Source organism: Streptomyces sp. NBC_00358, from assembly GCF_036099295.1.
Taxonomy (GTDB): Bacteria; Actinomycetota; Actinomycetes; order Streptomycetales; family Streptomycetaceae; genus Streptomyces.
On the sequence record NZ_CP107976.1, the window covers coordinates 148,336 to 165,464 of the forward strand.

Below are 17,129 nucleotides of genomic sequence, written 5' to 3' on the forward strand. Positions count from 1 at the left end.
CGCAACGCTTAGGCCACACGCGCGACGAAGAATTCGAACCGGTACTCCTGCTCGCTGACCGCGGCCACTGTGCCGAGGTCATGCGCGAGGAACACCCATGGGGTGTTCCTCGCCTGCCGGATCGAAGAGAACCAGGCCTGCGGCAGGCTGAATTCGATCCAAGGGGCGAGTTCCAGTTCCGTATACAGGAAGGCCGACGTGTGGAAGCCGTGCGAAAGAAGGAACTCCTCCACCCAGGCGTCCAGAGTTTCCTGGGAAACCTCGTCGCTCAGTGTCGCATCCGGTTCAGTGGACATGTCCCAGAAACCGCGCACGGCTTCCATGACGCGCTCGGACACACTCGCGGAGGACAGCGTGTGCATGGTGACGACCTCTGAGGCATCACCCAGTATGCGATCCAGTTCCTGGCGCTCTCGACGCTCCCTCAGCACACGCTGCAACTCGCTAACCACCGCATTTGCCCTGTTCGTAGTAGAGATGGCGCTTCGGTTGCAATTCTTTGTAGATCTTTCCGGTCATGTTCACATCTGCAGGCTCGCCCGCCTGCGGAGTTCCGGCATGGAAATGTGAAAGCGGCGCATTGGGATCAGCGGTGTGCTCGGCGATGACACGCATGCCGTGCGGTGTCTCGTACTGATAGTAGCGACCCCACGAGCCTCTGGGGTTGTAGTCAGACTTCGTGATTGAAGGGTCCCAACGTTTGTACACGTAGTTCGGGGAGTTGCCTCGAGTGCTGTCCCCGCCGACCGTCCATTGGCGAACCAGGATGGGCCAGTTCCCCCGATGCGGATCTGGCTCCCTTGTTCGTCTTTCGCCGTGGGATACCAGATGAAGCCATAGATGCCCGTGACGGCCGGGGTCGCCCACAGGCCGAGTTGAAGGCCCACTCGTCCCAGCGGTCGGTCAGAGTTCGGCCGAACTCTTCTGCACGTCTCCGTGCTTCGTTCTCTTCCAAGAGATCCCCTTCACCGCTCTCCAACTCTTGAGAGAAAAGACGCTACGGGACTGAGCCAGGCCACGGAACGAGAGCCACCTCGGTACACATAACTCTGTACTTGGCGGTGCACAGAGAGAAGTACGCGGACACCCCGAAGGGATCGAGCAAGGCTCAACTGCTGGAGCCGAAGGAGCACCTACAGCGCATGCTGAGCTCCAGCACCCCACCGACGACGAGCAGGCCGCCGTCGAGGACGGTCAAAGCCGCCCTCGACCACCTGCTCGAACGGCTCACCAACGTGCCGACTCCGGCCGGGCCAACGCCCCGCGAGCTTGGTCTCCCCGCCGCCACCACACTGCTGCCGATCGTGGGAACGAGTACCGGAGCCAGCTCGTCGACAGCGGACCGCGCGTGAGGCGGGGCCTGCACATCATGTCGGTGAGTCAGGCTCTGCGCGCCCACCAGGGGAGATCCTCCGACGTCAGGGGGTTCGGCAGGCTGCGAGCCCGAAAGCCTTCGTCCAGCGGTTCGATCAGACGTTCCAGAGCGCGGGCGGCCGGGGCCAGGAGCATGCCGAGGACTTCCTCCAGGAGCCCGCGGCTGCTGCGGCCACAGCAAGCACAGGGACGGAAGTGTCGTTGGACAGGGTCACTGGCGGAGCGGGTCCAACCAGACATGGCTTCCGCCACGGCTCCAGACCACAGACCAACGCTCGCCCAATGCGCGGTCGTCCGTATCTCGATCTGAGCGATCTCTTGCTGCACAGCAGCCGGGAGGCCAGGAACGTGAGGCACGGACCGCCAGTGAGGTCGATGGTTGACGAGCAGCCACAGGTCACGGGCCGGTCGCGCGGCATGTCCTTTTTTCGCTGTTCAAGCAGGGTGACGGCGAGTCAGGTTAGCAACCGGGCCGACGTCGGGCCAGCCGTCCTTCCACTCCGCAGACAGGCGGTCTGGTGCCCGGACGCGCTCAAGACCAGGCACCAGACCAATACGGGTCGTCAGCCACCGGTGATCGAGAAGCCGATCACCACTCCCGCCGTGACGCTGATCTTGCCGGGGGCGAGATCACCCTCACCGCCGGCTCCGCTGGCCTGGCGGTGCCCGCGGTAGGTGTTCTGCAACTGATCGGAGTCCACGTCCTTGATGTGGATGACGGGGCCGAGCCGGACATCGGCGGCCTCTGCATACAGGGCTGCCTTCTCACCTGCGGCAGCCACGGCGGCCGTGCGCGCCTGGGCGCGAAGTTCCTTCTTGGTACTCACATCGAACTCGACACCGTCGACCTGGTTCGCCCCGGCCTCGACAACGTCGACGAGTACCGTTTCCAGGATGTCCAGATCACGCAGCTCGATCACGAATGAGGCTGTGCACTCATAGCCGAGGAACGTGCGCTCATTGCCGTAGCTCCACGAGGACTTCAGACCCAGGCGCGATGTGGACACTGCTGTGTCCGGAATGCCGTGGCCGCGCAGCACCTCCCGGATCTGGTTGACGCTACCTCGAGTGACCTCGAACGACTCGCCCGGCTTCTGCCTCGTCTGGTTGATCGCCACGCGAAGTCGGGCAACATCCGGCGTGGCATCCACGCTTGCCGCACCGAACACGGATATACCCCAGGGGGCGTCTATGGACTGAGTACCGTTCATGCCGCCCATCCAACCAGGTCAGCGATCTGCGACGTGCGGATTTCAGGTTCGCCGAACATCGCGTCACTGATCGAGCGAACCACCGCCCACCAGCCTGCACTGTGAGCTCGCTTGCCCACGTCGGGTTGACAGAACAGATTCCCCATAATGCTCGCGGTGGTCGACCCCGTCGACGACACCTACCGCCGCCAGATGAACCGGCAGGTGACCGTGCAGGAGTCCCGGCACAAGCTCGCCCGCGACATTTGTCATCCAAGCCTCGTGTTCGCTGGACCGATCTGTCGTAAGAGAAGCGGTTCACTTCGGACGAGGATGAGTTTCGTCGACGAGGTCAGCGAGACAGCCCAGCCGGCACGGACGTCGCGTCGCTTCTTCGATCCGCCCGACAGGGATCAGGCCGTCGAGGACGTCGACGACGAACTGGGACGCGGGGCATGGCCTCGAACTCGTCTCGTGAGTCGTCCTTCAGCACCGTGTGCGTATCAGGTGACGGATGCTCAGCGATGGCTGGGCCCGCCGGTCAGTCGATGCCTTCGATGATGCGGAAGTCGCGCTCGACGCCGTCGGGGAGGGCCACCAGCGCCTTCTGGTACGCCTCGCTCTCGTATGCCGCGACGGCCTGTTCAAAGCTGTCGAACTCGATCAGAACGACGCGTTGCGTGATCCCGGCCTCGTAGGCGACGACTTGACCGCCACGGGACAGCAGGCGCCCGCCCCCAGCCTGGACAGCCGGACGGGCCAGCTTGTCGTAGGCAGTCAGCCTCTCAGGGTCGGAAATGGCGGGGTAGACACTGACCCAGTAGCCCTTAGCCATGGAGACCTCCTGTATTCGGCCGGCCACGTCCGACTTCGAATTGGCACTCAGATCGATCGATCCCAGCGACGGGTACTGCGGTCGTTGAATCGTCATATGCGCAGGTTAGGGCTTGATATGCGGTCGAGGGAAAGACCGGTACTGGATAGACTCAGAGCGGATCGTTATCAATCGGCAGGGAGGGCACGTGGCGCCGGATACGGTGAGCCTGCGGTACTTCCTGGTGCTGGCGCAGGAGTTGAACTTCACCCGCGCGGCCGCACGGATCGGTATCGCACAGCCTGCACTCAGCGCCCGGATGCGCCGATTGGAGGCGGAACTCGGTACGGCCCTGCTGGTCCGCAACACGCGTAGCGTCGTATTGACCACGGCCGGTGCGGCTTTGGCGGAGTCCGCGCCGCCCGCGCTGGCGGCGCTGGACCGGGCATGGGACACCGCCCGGAGCGCGGCGGCTGGTGAACTGGGCAGGCTGCGCATCGGATACAGCCTCAGCGCCGGGGCCGAGACGGCACCGGCCCTGGTGGACAGGCTGATTCGCGACAACAGCGGACTCGAGGTCGGCGCGGTCCCGATGGCGACACCGGAGATCTCCCCCGCGGTCGCCGACGGCCGTATCGATGCCGGGATCACGCGCGGTGAACAGCCGGGCCGTGGCGTGCGCCGGTTCCTGCTGCGGCGTCAGCGCGTCGGGGTCCAGCTGGCGCAGCACCATCCGCTGGCCGAACACCCGGAGATCGAGATTGCCGACGCGGCCGCGTATCCGCTGCGACTCCCGGACCGTGAGGCCAACCCCGTGATCCACGATCAGCTGTCCGCACTGTTCCGAGACACCCGACCACACCCCCGATTCCACACACCCGCAGTCTCTTTCGACATGTCTCAGCGCGACCTGCGCGACGGGGTCACCCTCGCCCCGGCCGGGGAAGCCGCGGTCACGGCACAACCGGCCGGTCTCACCTGGCGACCGCTGCGGGGCGCGCCCAGCCTGACGATCCACCTGGTCCTCCCACACGAGCAGTCGCCGCTACACCGCCGCCTCCGTGCCGTCGCCAAAACCCTGGCGCACGAGCTGCACTGGCTGCCGGACTGACGCGCAAGAGGCCAAGCGAGACGGACCCCTGCGGTGGCGAGACCGAAGACCTTACGCCCGGCGGACTTCGCGGTGATGACGACGGCGGTCTTGCTGAGTGTCCGACACGACCTCGCTACGCCGTGCGGGGCGGGAAGTTCGGCTGCCGAGCCTGGCGGCGGTGGCAGCGGTCCAGGACACATTCGCCGCCGCAGGCCCGATCGACGCGGAACCGTTGTGCGTAGCCGACCTCGACCCAGGCCGCCTGACCGACGAACTGCGGCGCCCCGTAGCGGACCGGGCGGAACGCGCCCCCGGCCTGTACAAGGAACTGCTCCCGCTGTACTGCGCCCACCCTGTTGAACAGCTCACGGCACATCCGACGTATGTGGCGGGGGCGGCAGTGGAGCACACGCGGCGGACCGGGACGCTACCTCGGGAACGGCCCGCTACGGGACCGCCCGACCCCACCGGAGGACCCACAGCCGCCCACAGGTCTCGTCGCGGCGGACTAGAGCCTGCCTCTTTGGCCGGTGCGTGACTGTGGTGAGGCTGGTTAGGCTGCTGAGATGACGGACAGCGAGCTGATTGTTGACCTGCGCGGTCGGCTGATCGAGACACTCAACGACTTCTGGGACGCGGTGAGCGAGCCGTGCGGCCTGCCGGAGTGGTTCGGCCGGAACCTGGACGCATGGTCGGACACGATCGAGACCCGGGGCATCTCTGAGGTGATCGACAGCCATGACATCCTGATCGTGCACGTCGACCAGCAAGGTCTCTTCGACGGTCACCGACCGGAGGCCAACGTCCTGGCCAACATCTTCGACGGCGAGCAGAACCGCCTCATCGTCCACGGGCCGGCCTGAAAGGAGTCCTGGCCCGCTGCCCTGAACTGGACAAGGCCGCCGGGCACGTACGCGACTTCGGCGAGATACTCGCCGACCGACTCGGTTCCACACTCCCGACCTGGATCGACGCAGTCGACGCCAGCCTGCTGCCTGGCCTCACCGGCTTCGCACTCCACCTGCACCGAGATCTCGACGCCGTAACAGCCGGGCTCACTCTCGACTGGAGCTCCGGCAGCATCGAGGGCGTCGTCAACCGCATCAAGAAGATCAAGCGCCAGCTCTACGACCGAGCTGGATTCGAACTACTCCGAAAGATGATTCTGCTCCAGTAACGCCGCAACGTACTGATACGGGCCGGGCGGCCCTACTCAGCCACCGTCGAAGTCTGCCGCGCACAGGCGTTCCGGCCGCGCGGCTGCGGGCAACTGCAGGCTCCAACTGCCACGAGCTCCGCCCGCAGGGCCTCCGAGGCGTTGGGGTGATGAACGATGCGTTCGCGAAGAATGAACCATCTCGTGCCAGCCTTCTTCGCCTCCAGATCGGCGAGCCAGCGCAGTACAGTGTCCGGCAGGTTTGGGTTGATCAACGCATTCCACTGAACCGACGAATCTTCATCCCGCGCAAGCCGATCCAACGCATCAGGCGGTGCCAAGGGACTGCGCGCCGTCCACAGCCGCACCGGTCGGATCTCATCGACCGCGAGCGAACGCAGACGTTCAGCGGTCACGTCCGGACTCCTTGCTTCAAGGACGCGGTGGTATCCACTAAGACGTTCAGCCTGGGTTCGCACAATGCGTCCGCTCACCAGTCTGGTGATGCCACGGGCCATCGACCGCAAACGCACGAGATCACCGACCCGGAGATCGAACGCCGATATGACGCTCCGCGACCGCTCCCCAAGATCTGTGCCAGAACCGAGAAATGAGAGCACCGGGTGTCGGTGTACAAGTGAACGTGGGAGCCGGGAGGGTGGTGGCTGAGGAGACCGGAGAGGCTCCCGATCACGAACCGCCCTGGCGATGCCCTGTGCCTCGTCTGCCATCGAGCAGGATCATCACCTGCTCCGAAGGCCAGGTCAGGCATCGCACCACCGGGTTGTGAACCACGTACCACCCGGGGTTCACCCACCCACGTTCCTTGTCCACAAGCCCTCGACTTCTCTCGCTGTAGACATACCGCAAGTAGCAGCGGAGGAGAGGGCCGCCTGCCACGAGAAGGACTGGAGCCAGCGCTAGGCCACCCACCGTGGCACAAAGGCGGGCCGTCAGGGAGGTAGCAACGCCAATCCGCATGACCGCAGCCTGCCATACAGCCCTTCCCCCGGCGGACTGCAGACCCGTCGGCCGGTACTGGACTCGGCGCAGTCCCCCTTACCGCTCCCAAAAGAGCGAAAGGGACATCAACTTACGCACCGCCTCTCAGCTCCTGAACTGCGTCGATCACGCTGTCCACCACCTCGGTCACCGGCTTGGATGCATCGATGATCGTCGCGCCACGGCTTTCGTAGATGGCTCGCATCCGAGGATTCCACTTCAAGGCCGCGGCGAGCTCTTCGGGATGCTGACCGAATGCGTTCGTAGTGCGGGTCGCGAGCCGGTGGCGGAGGGTGTCCTCGTCGATCACCAGGCACACGATGACGTCGAAAAGATCGCGGACGTCTGCCTCGTTCTCCGCCGACCCACACAAGAAGGCGGTTCGGAAACGAGACTCCTCGACGAGGGTCTCAACGCGCTCGCGGACGATCACCCACCCGTATCGATCGAGCCAGCTCCCGGGAACCGGATACGGGGGATCCATCACGACCTCGCCCTGAGCCCGGTCGATCCAGCGACTGAAGCCGTCCTCGTCGGCGTCGAGCGCAACGTAGCCACGCTCTCGCAACGCCCCGCAAACCGTGGACTTACCAGTCCCTGAATTGCCCGTCACCCACACCAATGTCACGCCGCCAGCGTAGACATGACCACTCCGACTAGCGACGCCGTTGCCGCGATCAGGCAAGGTGTAGCTTCGACCGACTGGCTGCTTCCGGCACAGCCAGGGGACGGCCAAACCTCCAGCTCAGCTACCGTGCCACGTACATCAAGCACGCCATCGCGACCGGTCACTCAGCCCGAGCTGCACCCAATCCGAAACGGACATCGACTCACGTACCGCCCTCTCAGGAAGAAGCGCCATAGAAATTCACATGAAAATCAAACCGCCCCAGATGGTGAAAACCGCCATCGGTGCCGGCTCAGCGGGCGGGCTTCTCCCAGGTCAGCGAGTACCGGCGCAGCACATGCCGGCGGTAGCGCACGCCGGGCAGTAGCAGCCGGGCAGCAGCCCGCACCTGCCCATAGCTCATCTGCGGGTCGACGACCGGCATGCCCTGCGGGCCACGCGCGCGACGCAGCACCTTCGTGATCCGCACGATCGGGGCAGTCGCGATCAACGTCGCCCACTCCGTCACGCTCGCCTCGCGGGCCAGACCGACCACCACCAGCGTGCCGCCAGGCCGCAGCAGCTCACGCATGCGCACGAGGGCCGTCTCGAAGTCCATGTGATGGATCGTGGTCACCGAGCAGACGAAGTCGTACTCCGCACGGGGAAGTTCCACGGCGAGGAAGTCTCCCTCGACGAAGGTGAGTTGCGGGTGGCCGGCAGCGGACTTGCGTGCGCAGGCGATCATGTCCGGCGACTTGTCGATCCCGGTGGCGTGTTTCGCCCGCCCTGCAAGCTTCCGGGCCAGCAGCCCGTCTCCGCAGCCGACGTCCAGGGCATCGCCGCACCCCTCGGGAACAGCCCGGAGGATGCCCGGGTGCCGGGCAACGTTGGTGTTCCAGTACGGCTCTGTGGCGGGCTGGCGCATCGGATCATCGTAGATGCGAGTCATGGCCTGCCGAGTGCACACCGACGGATTCGCCGTCCCCTTGGGGAGTCGTGATCGCAGAGATATCGACACCGAGCGCACCAAAGAGCTCGGGCAGCGGATCAACTAGGAGGTCTTCCTGCCGGGCCGAACGCGCCGTAGCCGAACTGGACTGCACGATCGCTTACTCGGAGAGGGTGGACGGCCGTTGTTAGACAAGCCGACCGCGCACTGGGGCTTCACGCGGACGCCGTTCGCCAAGGACCTGGCTTCCTCGATGCTGCACCGGCACTCCTCCCACGCTCAGACCGTCGCCCGCATCACCTGGTGCATCGGCGAACGCGCGCTGGGGGGATCACCGGCGAGGCCGGCGCGGGCAAGGCCGTCGCAGTCAGAGCCTCGCTGTCCCAACTGGACCACCCCCGTCACAAGGTCATCTACGTGGCCAACCCCGCTGTCGGCGTCGCCTGGATCCACCACGCGATCGTCACCGCGCCGGGCGGCGTCCCGCGCCCGCACAAGTCCACGCTGATCCCGCAGGCCACCGACCTGCGGAGCGCGGCCGGGTCCCCATCCTGATCAACGAGGAGGCCCACCTGCTCGACCACGAGCAACTGGAGGCGATCCGGATACTGACCAACGACGACATGGACTCCAGCAGCCCCTCAACTGCATGCTGATCGGCCAACCCACCTTGCGACACGAGATCAAGCTCGGCGTCCTGGCCGCGCTGGACCAACGCAGCCAGGTCCGCTACAACATGCCGTCCATGACCAGCGAGGAGACCGCCTCCTACCTGGTCCACCGCCTCGCACTCGCCGGCCGCAGCGACACCCTGTTCACCGACGACGCCATCGCGCTGATCCACGACACCGCCCGCGGCTATCCCGAGCCATCAACAACCGCGCCGTCCAGGCGGAGTTGGGTCGAGCAGCATTGGACTGCGGTCGTCTCCGAGACACCGCCCGCAGATGTCGGCTCCTGCTGGAACACTACGGACGTGAATCACGAGGCCTCCACGCGAGCTTGGGATGTTTCCGCCGACACCCTGGCGCCCAGAGCGCGCGCAGGACTCACCGGTACCAACGGGGAGGAGCTACCGCACGTCTGCTCGGGTCGGCACAGCGTGCCCGACACGTCGGCCGTTCTCGCCGCGATGCTCGCTGCCGACCCGGTCGATCGGGTGAGGGCAGTGGGAAACCTGTACCGGCTGCTTCTCCATCGAGGGCGCATGTTCCCCGCGACTGCCTCAGCCGCCCTGATCATCGCCACTCTGGTCGACGATCCACGCACCCTCGCCGTGGCCCGGTGGGAGCGCAGGGCGGGCGAGCGACCCTTGCGCGCCGAACTGCTGAACTGGGTGGCCGCGTTCGCGGACATCGCCCGTCTGGACGCCGCCGAGCAACTCGGGGCACCGCAGGACCTGGCCGCGGCACGGGCAGCGCGACCGGCGCTCCACTCCCAAGCCGCGCCCTTCTGCGAGGACGACGATCCACGGGTGAGGGAGGCCGCCGTCGCCGCCACCGCCCTGCTGCTCGCCGATCCGCTACTCGCCTCGTCCATACCGCGCCACGCGCCACTCGTCCGCAAACTCCTGGCCACGAGCGTGGACTCCTACTACCGATGGATCGCCCGGGAGCGCCTGGCAGTATGGGGCGAGGACGTCGAGGGCCTCATCGCGGCAGAGGACGAACGTCGCGCAACCCTGGCCAAGGCAGGCAGGGTGGCCGAGGACCCGTGGGACGAAGGTAATGAGGCGGCGTTCCACTGGCTGGCCGAGCAGCCAGTCGACACCGCGGCCCTGGAACTGCCCGGACGCTGGCACCCGGATTGGATCGCGACTGAGCCTGCGGCCCCGCCCGGGCCTGCGCCCGAGGAACCCCTCGCGGTCCCGGGAAGCCAACCGGGATATCAGGGGCCGTGGCGGATCGCGCGGGGTGAGGAGCGCGCAGAGTGGACGTTCACGCCCTTCGTCGGAGTCGGCCCGCTGCACTTCGGCATGACGTTGAAGGAGATCACCGACGCCCTGGACGAGCAGCCGACCGTAACGTCCCACTCCCCCGGCGGTGGGCGGCAACAGCTTGTCTACGCCGACTTCGCCGCCACCGCAATCAGAGCCCTTTTCCGAGACGACCGCCTGGGATGCGTGGCGGTGAACGCGCTCCACGGCCCCCAAGTGAGACTCGACGACGTCCCGTTGACCGGCTGCGTGCCGTCCCAGCTGGAGGGCTGGCTTCTCCACCGCACTGCGCGACCGTCCTACAGCGTCGCAGGCGACCCGGTCTGCACCGACCTCGGCCTGGCGATCCGTTCCCAACGGGCCGGCGACGTCATGCTGACCCGACCACTCTTCCTGCTACGCGAATGGCACGACCTCTGGCACTCACTGCCCCAAGAGGAATGGAACTTCGTGTAGTGCCCGCGCACAGCCACAGCCAACGGCTCCCTGCGCCGAAACCCACACGTCATAGCGCGCTCGAAACATGACCATCGTTGACGGCACGCCACTGTCCACACCCGCGAAACTCCGATTGGCCACGGCCAGGATCTGACCATCGCGGGGACCGGACAGCTCCTCCGAGCCACCGTACAGAGAGTAGGCGGTGACTCGCTGCACGACAGCTCGGAGGAGAGGGCCCGCGGTGGAGGTCGCAGCCGGTACCCGGCAGGCGGCTGGTCACGGACTACGCTGACGTCCACTTCTGACAGTCCAGGGAGCAGCGTGCCGCCGTCCTTCGCCCACCGGATAACCAAGTACAACCCCGCCGACCGCGACGAGTGCGGGCACTACAACGGCGCTGAGGCCACGGTGAGCGACCACGGGCCGGTCGAAGCGGCCTACTTGGAGGCGATCGCCGCCTTCGCGCAGGAGTCGGGCATTGACCGGCTGGAGATCCGTGATCCGGGGGTCACTGGCTTCGTCAACTTCGGCCTGGAGGCGCCGGCTGACGGGCACGGCCTCGCTGGGCTGTTCCCGCCCGACCTCACCGGCTATCACGACGGTGCCGAGATCTCCGTGCCGGTCGCGCTGGAGCTGGTCCGGGCCATGCTCCGCGACCAGGGCGCCTGGTGCCGACTGGAGCAGCAGGACAGATTCACCGTGCACGTCGGGTGGGATCAGTACGTGTACGTCGGCAGCGACCAGCCCTGCGAAGCGGCCGTCGCCCGGACCCGCGATCTCGGCCTGTTCGCGGAACCGATCACGGCCTCGCCCTACGCCGCAGACCTTGAGGAACCAGAGGTGACACAGGCTGCGGACGAGGAGTTCTGGCAACGGGTACGCGCGGAACTGGCCGCACCGCAGGACCTTCTCCTGGAGGAGGTCTACCTCAGCAACGCCACCCGCTGGCACCGGCTCACCGAGAGCAACCTCGATACCGTCCGCGCCGGTCTCGGCCCACGCGCGCTCCTGACCGTCTGGCCCGACCTCACCCCTGATGTCGGTGCGGTTCTGGCCGCGCTGCCCGAGGACGAATCCGTGGACTTCGTCTGGGAGGCGCCGAACGGAACGATCCGCCACGTGACCGTCGACGAGACCCACCACGAGCAACTCACCACCTTGGTGGCGGAAGCGAGGGCGGCCTGCTTCCTCCCCCTGGCCCTCGACGAACGCCACCCGCTGTTCCACGCCGCCCTGCCTGACGGTGACGGCGTGCTGCGCGCCAGGTGGTGACCTGGTTCTCCAGGTGAGGCAACGGTGACCGACACTTGGGTTCAGAATCGTAAGCATGTTCGATGACCTGCCGCTTGACCTGGCGCGGCTGCTCACCCTGGAAGTTGCGTGGAATCCGCCTGGGTGAACATGCAACTCGAAGCTGTCACCGGCGTCACCTGCATCGGAGCCCACCACCGCCGGCCACCGACCCGGTAGTTCACGCTGTCGCTGACTCCAAGCAGACCGTCCTTCGCACCCAGATGCTCACGGCTTGTCCGACGCCTGCTCGGCGTCAGAGCGTCCACCGCCGACCCCTGGTCGGCCGGGTAGTCAAAGCCGCGTACACATTTGGGGAGCCAAGTCTGTGCGCCGACACGAGGTGGTCCGTCGAGGCGGGGCCCTCGGGGTATTGAGAAGAAGTCTTTGCATAGATACCTTCTCATCATGGCTAACCAGCGACCGCGCGTACTGTCCGACATTGACGCGCTCAAGGCCCTCGCTCATCCACTGCGTCAGGAGTTGTTGACCAGACTCCAGCGGCAGGGCCCGGCTACGTCTGCCGACCTGGCCGCGGAGTTCGATGAGGACCGCGGCGCGACCAGTTATCACCTGCGGCAACTGGCCCGGTTCGGCTTCATCGAGGAGGACACGGCTCGTTCGTCCGGGCGTCGCAAGTACTGGCGGGCCGTTCCACAGGACGTACGGCTGCCGCACGGACCAACGGATCCCGGGACCGCGGCCGCCGCTGACGAGGTCGGTCGGCAGTGGTTGGAGGGCGCTGATCGGAATCTGGCTGCCTATCTGTCCGACCGGGAGGCCTTCGGCGCCTTCGCCGCCGCGGCCATGCATTCCTTCGGCGGCACCACGCTCACCGCTGAGGAGTTGACCCAGTTCGGCGAGGAGTACATCGCCTTCCTCTCCCGCTGGTACCGCGAGCCGACTCAGGCGTCTCCCGGCAGTCGGCATGTCTCCGTGGTGTTCCACGCGTTCCCCACCCCCGAGCGCGGGGACGCCTCGTGACCGCCCCGGCTGCACAGGGCGCCGCCCAGCGACCTTCCTTATGGCGCAACCGCGACTTCTTAGCCCTGTGGAGCGGTCAGGTCCTCTCGACCCTGGGCGCCCAGACGAGCGGAACGGCGATGCCGCTGCTCGTGCTCGCGACCACCGGATCGCCCTCCGACGCCGGGATCGTGGGAGCCGCCGGCACGCTTCCCTACCTCGTCGCCCACCTGCCCGCCGGACCGCTGGTGGACCGATGGAACCGCCTGCGGATCCTGCTGATCAGCGAGATATGCGGAGCCCTGGCACTCTCCACCGTCCCGATCGCCATGTGGCTGGGCGACGTCACTGTCGCGCACCTCGCCGTAGTCGCCTTCGTTCAGGGACTGTGCTTCGTCTTCTTCGGGCTGGCCGAGCGCGCCGCCCTTCCCAAGATCGTCCCTGCATCGCTGCTGCCCACCGCGATAGCCCATAACGAAGCCAGAAGCCGCGGTGCGGCTCTGGCCGGCCCTCCCCTGGGCGGCATGCTCTTCGGCATCGGTCGCGCCGTGCCGTTCTTGGCCGACGCGCTCTCCTATGTCATCGCCTGCATCGGACTGCTGTTCATCCGAGGCGACCTGCAGAACCGGACGACGACACCGTCGGAATCGCTGTGGCGGGCGACGACGGCGGGTCTGCGCTGGGTCTGGCGTCACCCCCTCATCCGCGCCGCCATGCTGCTGATCGCCGCCAGCAACCTGGTCTTCCAGGCGCTCATACTGATCCTCGTCGTCCTCGCTCAAGACCACGGCGCCACGTCCACCACCATCGGCACGATGCTCGGCATCTACAGCGGCGGTGGCCTGGCCGGAGCACTCGCGGCGAGCAGACTCCATCGCCACTTCACGCCCAAGACCGTCATCGTCGGAGTGAATTGGATCTGGGCCGCGCTTCTTCCCCTGTTCGCGTTCACCTCCAGCCCCCTGTTGATCGGAGTCGTCGGCGCCGCCTGCGCGTTCGTCGGACCGCTGTGGAACGTCGTGATCATCAGCTACGCGACGGTCCTGGTCCCCAACGAGCTACTGGGGCGCGTTACCAGCGCGGCCATGACCCTGTCCTGGGGAGTCATGCCCGTCGCCGCCCTTGGCGCCGGCTACCTGCTCACCGGTCTCGGACCAGTCGGCTCCGTATTCGTGCTGGCCACGGTGATGCTCGTTACCGCCGCTATCGCCACCGTCAGCCCGGCCGTCCGTCACGCCCCACCACTCCCGCACTAGACGGACGACGGACGAACAGCCCATCGAAAGGAAGGCCACGGCTGCAGACGATCGAGCAGTGAGTGACTGGTGCCTCGAGCACCTGGGCTGCCCAGTTGCCGAGCGCACTTTCGCGGCCGGGAACTTGTCCGTGGTCTACGGCCTACGGCCGGCAGACGGCCGCGAGGTGGTGCTGAAGGTCCGTGACGACGATGCGCGACTGGTGGCCTGCACCTGGGTGCATCGCCCGATGTGGCAGGCGGGCTTCCCATGACCGCAACCATTGACCGGTCCGTTGCCGCTGGGCAGGAAAGTCGCCAGCTCCGAGACTCTTCTACCATGACGTGAGGCGCCCGAACTCGCGGATTGTCCCCGACTGTTTGCCGACCCACTGACCGCCTTCGTGTCCCGCGCAGAGGGTTTCGATCCGCAGCCGCTGCTACGGCCCGCCCCCGCTTGGGCCCACTGGTACCACACGGAAAACAGCGTCTGGCCGGTCCCGGATGACCGGGACGTCGATCTCAACGCTGAGCGGTGCTCTGCCACGGCATGGGTCGATGAGCTCGGCGTGGCCGTACGCGAGCGGCTTGAGGTTGCCTCGCCCTCAGCGGTGGGACCGAACACCGCGCCGACCGGGGCCCGCGTGCCGGTCTCGACCAGCGTCATCAACTCCAGCGTCGGACAGCCATGATGCGAAGTCCTCCCCAGCCAGGCCCGGTTCCGTTCGGAATCTGGGCCCTCAGCGAACTGCAGCCGTCGAACGACACCGTCCGGTACGAACCGAAACGCACGTCTAGCGTCGCCGGACGGGCCAGCAACCCGGCCAGTACCTCGAACCACGCCCGCACGGGCGCGCTGCCGATCCCGCCGGTGCAGGCGACGCAACGCCTCCGCCGACGGACGGACCACCGGCATCCCGGACAGACCCGCGGTCAGCCTGTCCCAGACGAGGCGATAGCCGAATCAGGCGGGCTTCGCCGATCGCGCGGAGGAAGCCCTGGAGGGTGCCTCAGGCGGCTGGTGAGAGGTCGTTGGCCTGCTGCCGGCACCGCTCGATCCGCTCGGCAGGAGGAACAGATCGCCCAGCCGATGGATCACCTCGCTCCACTCTCCGGGTAACGTCCAGGCATGAGTCATCCGCACCCCGAGCTAAAAGCCGCTCCGCCCCTTCCCGAAGGAGGGCTGCGGGTCATCGCCCTGGGCGGCCTGGGCGAGATTGGCCGCAACATGACCGTCTTCGAGCACGCCGGCAAACTGCTCATCGTCGACTGCGGCGTACTGTTCCCCGAAGAGACCCAGCCCGGCGTAGACGTAATCCTTCCGGACTTCACCTCCATCCGGGACCGGCTGGACGACATCGTGGCCGTGGTCCTCACCCACGGCCACGAGGACCACATCGGTGGCGTGCCCTACCTGCTGCGCGAGCGGTCCGACATTCCCATCGTCGCCTCCAAGCTGACGCTGGCGTTCCTGGAGGCCAAGCTCAAGGAACACGGCATCCGGCCGCGCACGGTGCGCGTCCGGGAGGGCGACCGGCGCAGCTTCGGGCCCTTCGACTGCGAGTTCGTGGCGGTCAACCACTCCATCCCGGACGGCCTCGCGGTCGCGATCCGCACGGGCGCCGGGATGGTGCTGCACACCGGCGACTTCAAGATGGACCAGTTCCCTCTCGACGACCGCATCACCGATCTGCGTGCCTTCGCCCGCCTCGGCGAGGAGGGCGTGGACCTGTTCCTCACCGACTCCACCAACGCCGAAGTACCCGGCTTCACCACCTCCGAGCGTGAGCTGAACCCGGCGATCGAGCAGGTGCTGCGCACCGCGCCGCGCCGGGTCATCGTCTCCAGCTTCGCCAGCCATGTGCACCGCATCCAACAGGTCCTGGACGCCGCCCACCAGCACGGCCGCAAGGTCGCCTTCGTCGGCCGGTCGATGGTCCGCAACATGGGAATCGCCCGTGACCTGGGCTATCTGAAGGTCCCCTCCGGTCTGGTCGTGAGCACGAAGGAGCTGGAGAAGCTCCCGGACCACAAGATCACTCTGGTGTGCACCGGCTCCCAGGGCGAACCGATGGCCGCGCTGTCACGGATGGCCAACCGCGACCACCAGATCCGTATCGGCAAGGGCGACACCGTCCTGCTCGCCAGTTCCCTCATCCCCGGCAACGAGAGCGCCATCTACCGCGTCATCAACGGGCTTACCCGGTGGGGCGCCCACGTGGTCCACAAGGGCAACGCCAAGGTCCACGTCTCCGGGCACGCCAGCGCCGGCGAACTCGTCTACTGCTACAACATCGTCAAACCCCGCAATGTCATGCCTGTGCACGGCGAATGGCGCCACCTACAGGCCAACGGCGACCTCGCCATCCGTACCGGTGTCGCCCCGGACCGGGTCGTCATCGCGGAGGACGGCGTCGTCGTCGACCTCGTCGACGGCCGCGCGTCCATCACCGGGAAGGTCCCCGCAGGCTACGTCTACGTGGACGGGATGGAGGTCGGCGGCGTCACCGAAGCCTCCCTCAAGGACCGCCGGACACTTGGGGAAGAGGGTGTGGTCACGGTGGTGGCGATCGTCGACGCCGACACCGGCGCCCTCGCCGAAGCCCCCGACTTCCTGGCCCGCGGCTTCGCCCATGACGACACCACCTTCGAGCCGGTCATCCCCGTCATCGAGAAGACCCTGGCCACCGCCGCCGACGAAGGCATCGGGGACGCGGTCCAACTCGAACAGCTCATCGCCCGCGCCGTGGCGAACTGGGCGTTTCGCACCTACCGCCGCAGGCCCCTCATCATCCCCGTCATCATCGACGCCTGAGCCCCGGCAGCAGGGCCCCCTGCCTGCCGTGCCCGGCTCGCGAGTATCGAAGCCGGGCACGGGAGTCAGCAGTCGCCCGAGGAGTCGCCACGCCATCGGTCGCAGCCGATGGCGCTCGGGCAGCGAACGGTGACATTGCCAACCGCTCCATCCTGGCGGCGCGGCACGGCGGCGGAACTCGTTCGTACGGATCTCACTCGCGTGTGTGCCGGGTCCCGTTGGGCCCGGCACATCTCTGCGGTCGGTGGGAGTCGGTAACGGG

The 17,129-nt window shown here is 66.8% G+C and carries 18 protein-coding genes; 11 read left to right on the forward strand and 7 right to left on the reverse strand.

Annotated elements, in window-relative coordinates; translation table 11 throughout:
- Positions 1-8: 8 nt before the first annotated feature.
- Together OHT01_RS00735 and OHT01_RS00740 are read right to left on the reverse strand one after the other, a co-directional pair.
- Positions 9-362 carry a hypothetical protein gene (locus tag OHT01_RS00735; protein ID WP_328551121.1) on the reverse strand — a complete coding sequence of 118 codons (354 nt, stop codon included), beginning with the start codon at positions 360-362 and terminating at the stop codon, positions 9-11.
- An 82-nt stretch (positions 363-444) separates the two neighbouring features.
- Complete coding sequence (locus OHT01_RS00740) at positions 445-867, reverse strand: HNH/endonuclease VII fold putative polymorphic toxin (RefSeq protein WP_328551122.1); 423 nt, start codon at positions 865-867, stop codon at positions 445-447.
- A gap of 188 nt (positions 868-1,055) precedes the next feature.
- On the opposite strand from OHT01_RS00740, the gene OHT01_RS00745 reads away from it, so the two are divergent.
- Positions 1,056-1,352 carry a hypothetical protein gene (locus OHT01_RS00745; RefSeq protein ID WP_328551123.1) on the forward strand — a complete coding sequence of 99 codons (297 nt, stop codon included), beginning with the start codon at positions 1,056-1,058 and terminating at the stop codon, positions 1,350-1,352.
- Between the two features lie 585 nt (positions 1,353-1,937).
- On the opposite strand, the gene OHT01_RS00750 is transcribed toward OHT01_RS00745, so the two are convergent.
- Together OHT01_RS00750 and OHT01_RS00755 are read right to left on the reverse strand one after the other, a co-directional pair.
- Positions 1,938-2,585 carry an SIMPL domain-containing protein gene (locus tag OHT01_RS00750; RefSeq protein ID WP_328551124.1) on the reverse strand — a complete coding sequence of 216 codons (648 nt, stop codon included), beginning with the start codon at positions 2,583-2,585 and terminating at the stop codon, positions 1,938-1,940.
- Between the two features lie 520 nt (positions 2,586-3,105).
- Positions 3,106-3,399, reverse strand: coding sequence for a DUF1330 domain-containing protein (locus tag OHT01_RS00755; protein ID WP_328557987.1), 294 nt, complete (start codon positions 3,397-3,399; stop codon positions 3,106-3,108).
- Between the two features lie 187 nt (positions 3,400-3,586).
- On the opposite strand from OHT01_RS00755, the gene OHT01_RS00760 reads away from it, so the two are divergent.
- The 4 genes from OHT01_RS00760 (at position 3,587) to OHT01_RS00775 (ending at position 5,648) form a co-directional block, all read left to right on the forward strand.
- The gene (locus OHT01_RS00760; RefSeq protein ID WP_328551125.1) at positions 3,587-4,489 is read left to right on the forward strand and encodes a LysR family transcriptional regulator; all 903 of its coding nucleotides are present in this window, start codon (positions 3,587-3,589) and stop codon (positions 4,487-4,489) included.
- Positions 4,490-4,649: 160 nt separating this feature from the next.
- The gene (locus OHT01_RS40105; RefSeq protein ID WP_443043344.1) at positions 4,650-5,009 is read left to right on the forward strand and encodes an NACHT N-terminal Helical domain 1-containing protein; all 360 of its coding nucleotides are present in this window, start codon (positions 4,650-4,652) and stop codon (positions 5,007-5,009) included.
- Positions 5,010-5,037: 28 nt separating this feature from the next.
- Positions 5,038-5,334 carry a barstar family protein gene (locus tag OHT01_RS00770; protein WP_328551127.1) on the forward strand — a complete coding sequence of 99 codons (297 nt, stop codon included), beginning with the start codon at positions 5,038-5,040 and terminating at the stop codon, positions 5,332-5,334.
- Between the two features lie 65 nt (positions 5,335-5,399).
- Complete coding sequence (locus OHT01_RS00775) at positions 5,400-5,648, forward strand: transposase (RefSeq protein WP_443043506.1); 249 nt, start codon at positions 5,400-5,402, stop codon at positions 5,646-5,648.
- A 32-nt stretch (positions 5,649-5,680) separates the two neighbouring features.
- Here OHT01_RS00775 and OHT01_RS00780 read toward each other — a convergent pair whose 3' ends face one another.
- From OHT01_RS00780 to OHT01_RS00790, 3 genes are all read right to left on the reverse strand, one after another.
- On the reverse strand, positions 5,681-6,043 hold the full coding sequence (locus OHT01_RS00780) for a hypothetical protein (RefSeq protein WP_328551128.1): 363 nt from the start codon (positions 6,041-6,043) through the stop codon (positions 5,681-5,683).
- A 677-nt stretch (positions 6,044-6,720) separates the two neighbouring features.
- A complete protein-coding gene (locus OHT01_RS00785; protein WP_328551129.1) occupies positions 6,721-7,257 on the reverse strand; it encodes an AAA family ATPase in 537 nt (178 codons plus the stop codon).
- A 292-nt stretch (positions 7,258-7,549) separates the two neighbouring features.
- On the reverse strand, positions 7,550-8,164 hold the full coding sequence (locus OHT01_RS00790) for a class I SAM-dependent methyltransferase (RefSeq protein ID WP_328551130.1): 615 nt from the start codon (positions 8,162-8,164) through the stop codon (positions 7,550-7,552).
- 327 nt (positions 8,165-8,491) lie between these two features.
- On the opposite strand from OHT01_RS00790, the gene OHT01_RS00795 reads away from it, so the two are divergent.
- From OHT01_RS00795 to OHT01_RS00820, 6 genes are all read left to right on the forward strand, one after another.
- Positions 8,492-8,743 (forward strand): hypothetical protein, encoded by a 252-nt coding sequence (locus tag OHT01_RS00795; RefSeq protein ID WP_328551131.1) that lies wholly within the window; start codon positions 8,492-8,494, stop codon positions 8,741-8,743.
- A 94-nt stretch (positions 8,744-8,837) separates the two neighbouring features.
- Positions 8,838-10,580: a hypothetical protein gene (locus OHT01_RS00800; RefSeq protein WP_328551132.1), complete on the forward strand. Its 1,743-nt coding sequence runs from the start codon at positions 8,838-8,840 to the stop codon at positions 10,578-10,580.
- Positions 10,581-10,886: 306 nt separating this feature from the next.
- The gene (locus OHT01_RS00805) at positions 10,887-11,837 is read left to right on the forward strand and encodes an RNA-binding protein (protein ID WP_328551133.1); all 951 of its coding nucleotides are present in this window, start codon (positions 10,887-10,889) and stop codon (positions 11,835-11,837) included.
- A gap of 426 nt (positions 11,838-12,263) precedes the next feature.
- On the forward strand, positions 12,264-12,839 hold the full coding sequence (locus OHT01_RS00810) for an ArsR/SmtB family transcription factor (protein ID WP_328551134.1): 576 nt from the start codon (positions 12,264-12,266) through the stop codon (positions 12,837-12,839).
- Positions 12,836-14,074: an MFS transporter gene (locus OHT01_RS00815; protein ID WP_328551135.1), complete on the forward strand. Its 1,239-nt coding sequence runs from the start codon at positions 12,836-12,838 to the stop codon at positions 14,072-14,074. Before OHT01_RS00810 ends, OHT01_RS00815 begins: the two co-directional genes overlap by 4 nt.
- Before the next feature lie 1,107 nt (positions 14,075-15,181).
- Entirely contained in the window at positions 15,182-16,867 is a 1,686-nt protein-coding gene (locus tag OHT01_RS00820) for a ribonuclease J (RefSeq protein ID WP_328551136.1), read from the forward strand.
- Positions 16,868-17,129 lie beyond the last annotated feature (262 nt).

Coding starts and splice junctions, on each gene's coding strand:
- OHT01_RS00735 (WP_328551121.1), bottom strand. CDS start 362: ATGCACACGCTGTCCTCCGCGAGTGTGTCCGAGCGCGTCATGGAAGCC.
- OHT01_RS00750 (WP_328551124.1), bottom strand. CDS start 2,585: ATGAACGGTACTCAGTCCATAGACGCCCCCTGGGGTATATCCGTGTTC.
- OHT01_RS00755 (WP_328557987.1), bottom strand. CDS start 3,399: ATGGCTAAGGGCTACTGGGTCAGTGTCTACCCCGCCATTTCCGACCCT.
- OHT01_RS00770 (WP_328551127.1), top strand. CDS start 5,038: ATGACGGACAGCGAGCTGATTGTTGACCTGCGCGGTCGGCTGATCGAG.
- OHT01_RS00790 (WP_328551130.1), bottom strand. CDS start 8,164: ATGCGCCAGCCCGCCACAGAGCCGTACTGGAACACCAACGTTGCCCGG.
- OHT01_RS00800 (WP_328551132.1), top strand. CDS start 8,838: ATGCTGATCGGCCAACCCACCTTGCGACACGAGATCAAGCTCGGCGTC.
- OHT01_RS00810 (WP_328551134.1), top strand. CDS start 12,264: ATGGCTAACCAGCGACCGCGCGTACTGTCCGACATTGACGCGCTCAAG.
- OHT01_RS00820 (WP_328551136.1), top strand. CDS start 15,182: ATGAGTCATCCGCACCCCGAGCTAAAAGCCGCTCCGCCCCTTCCCGAA.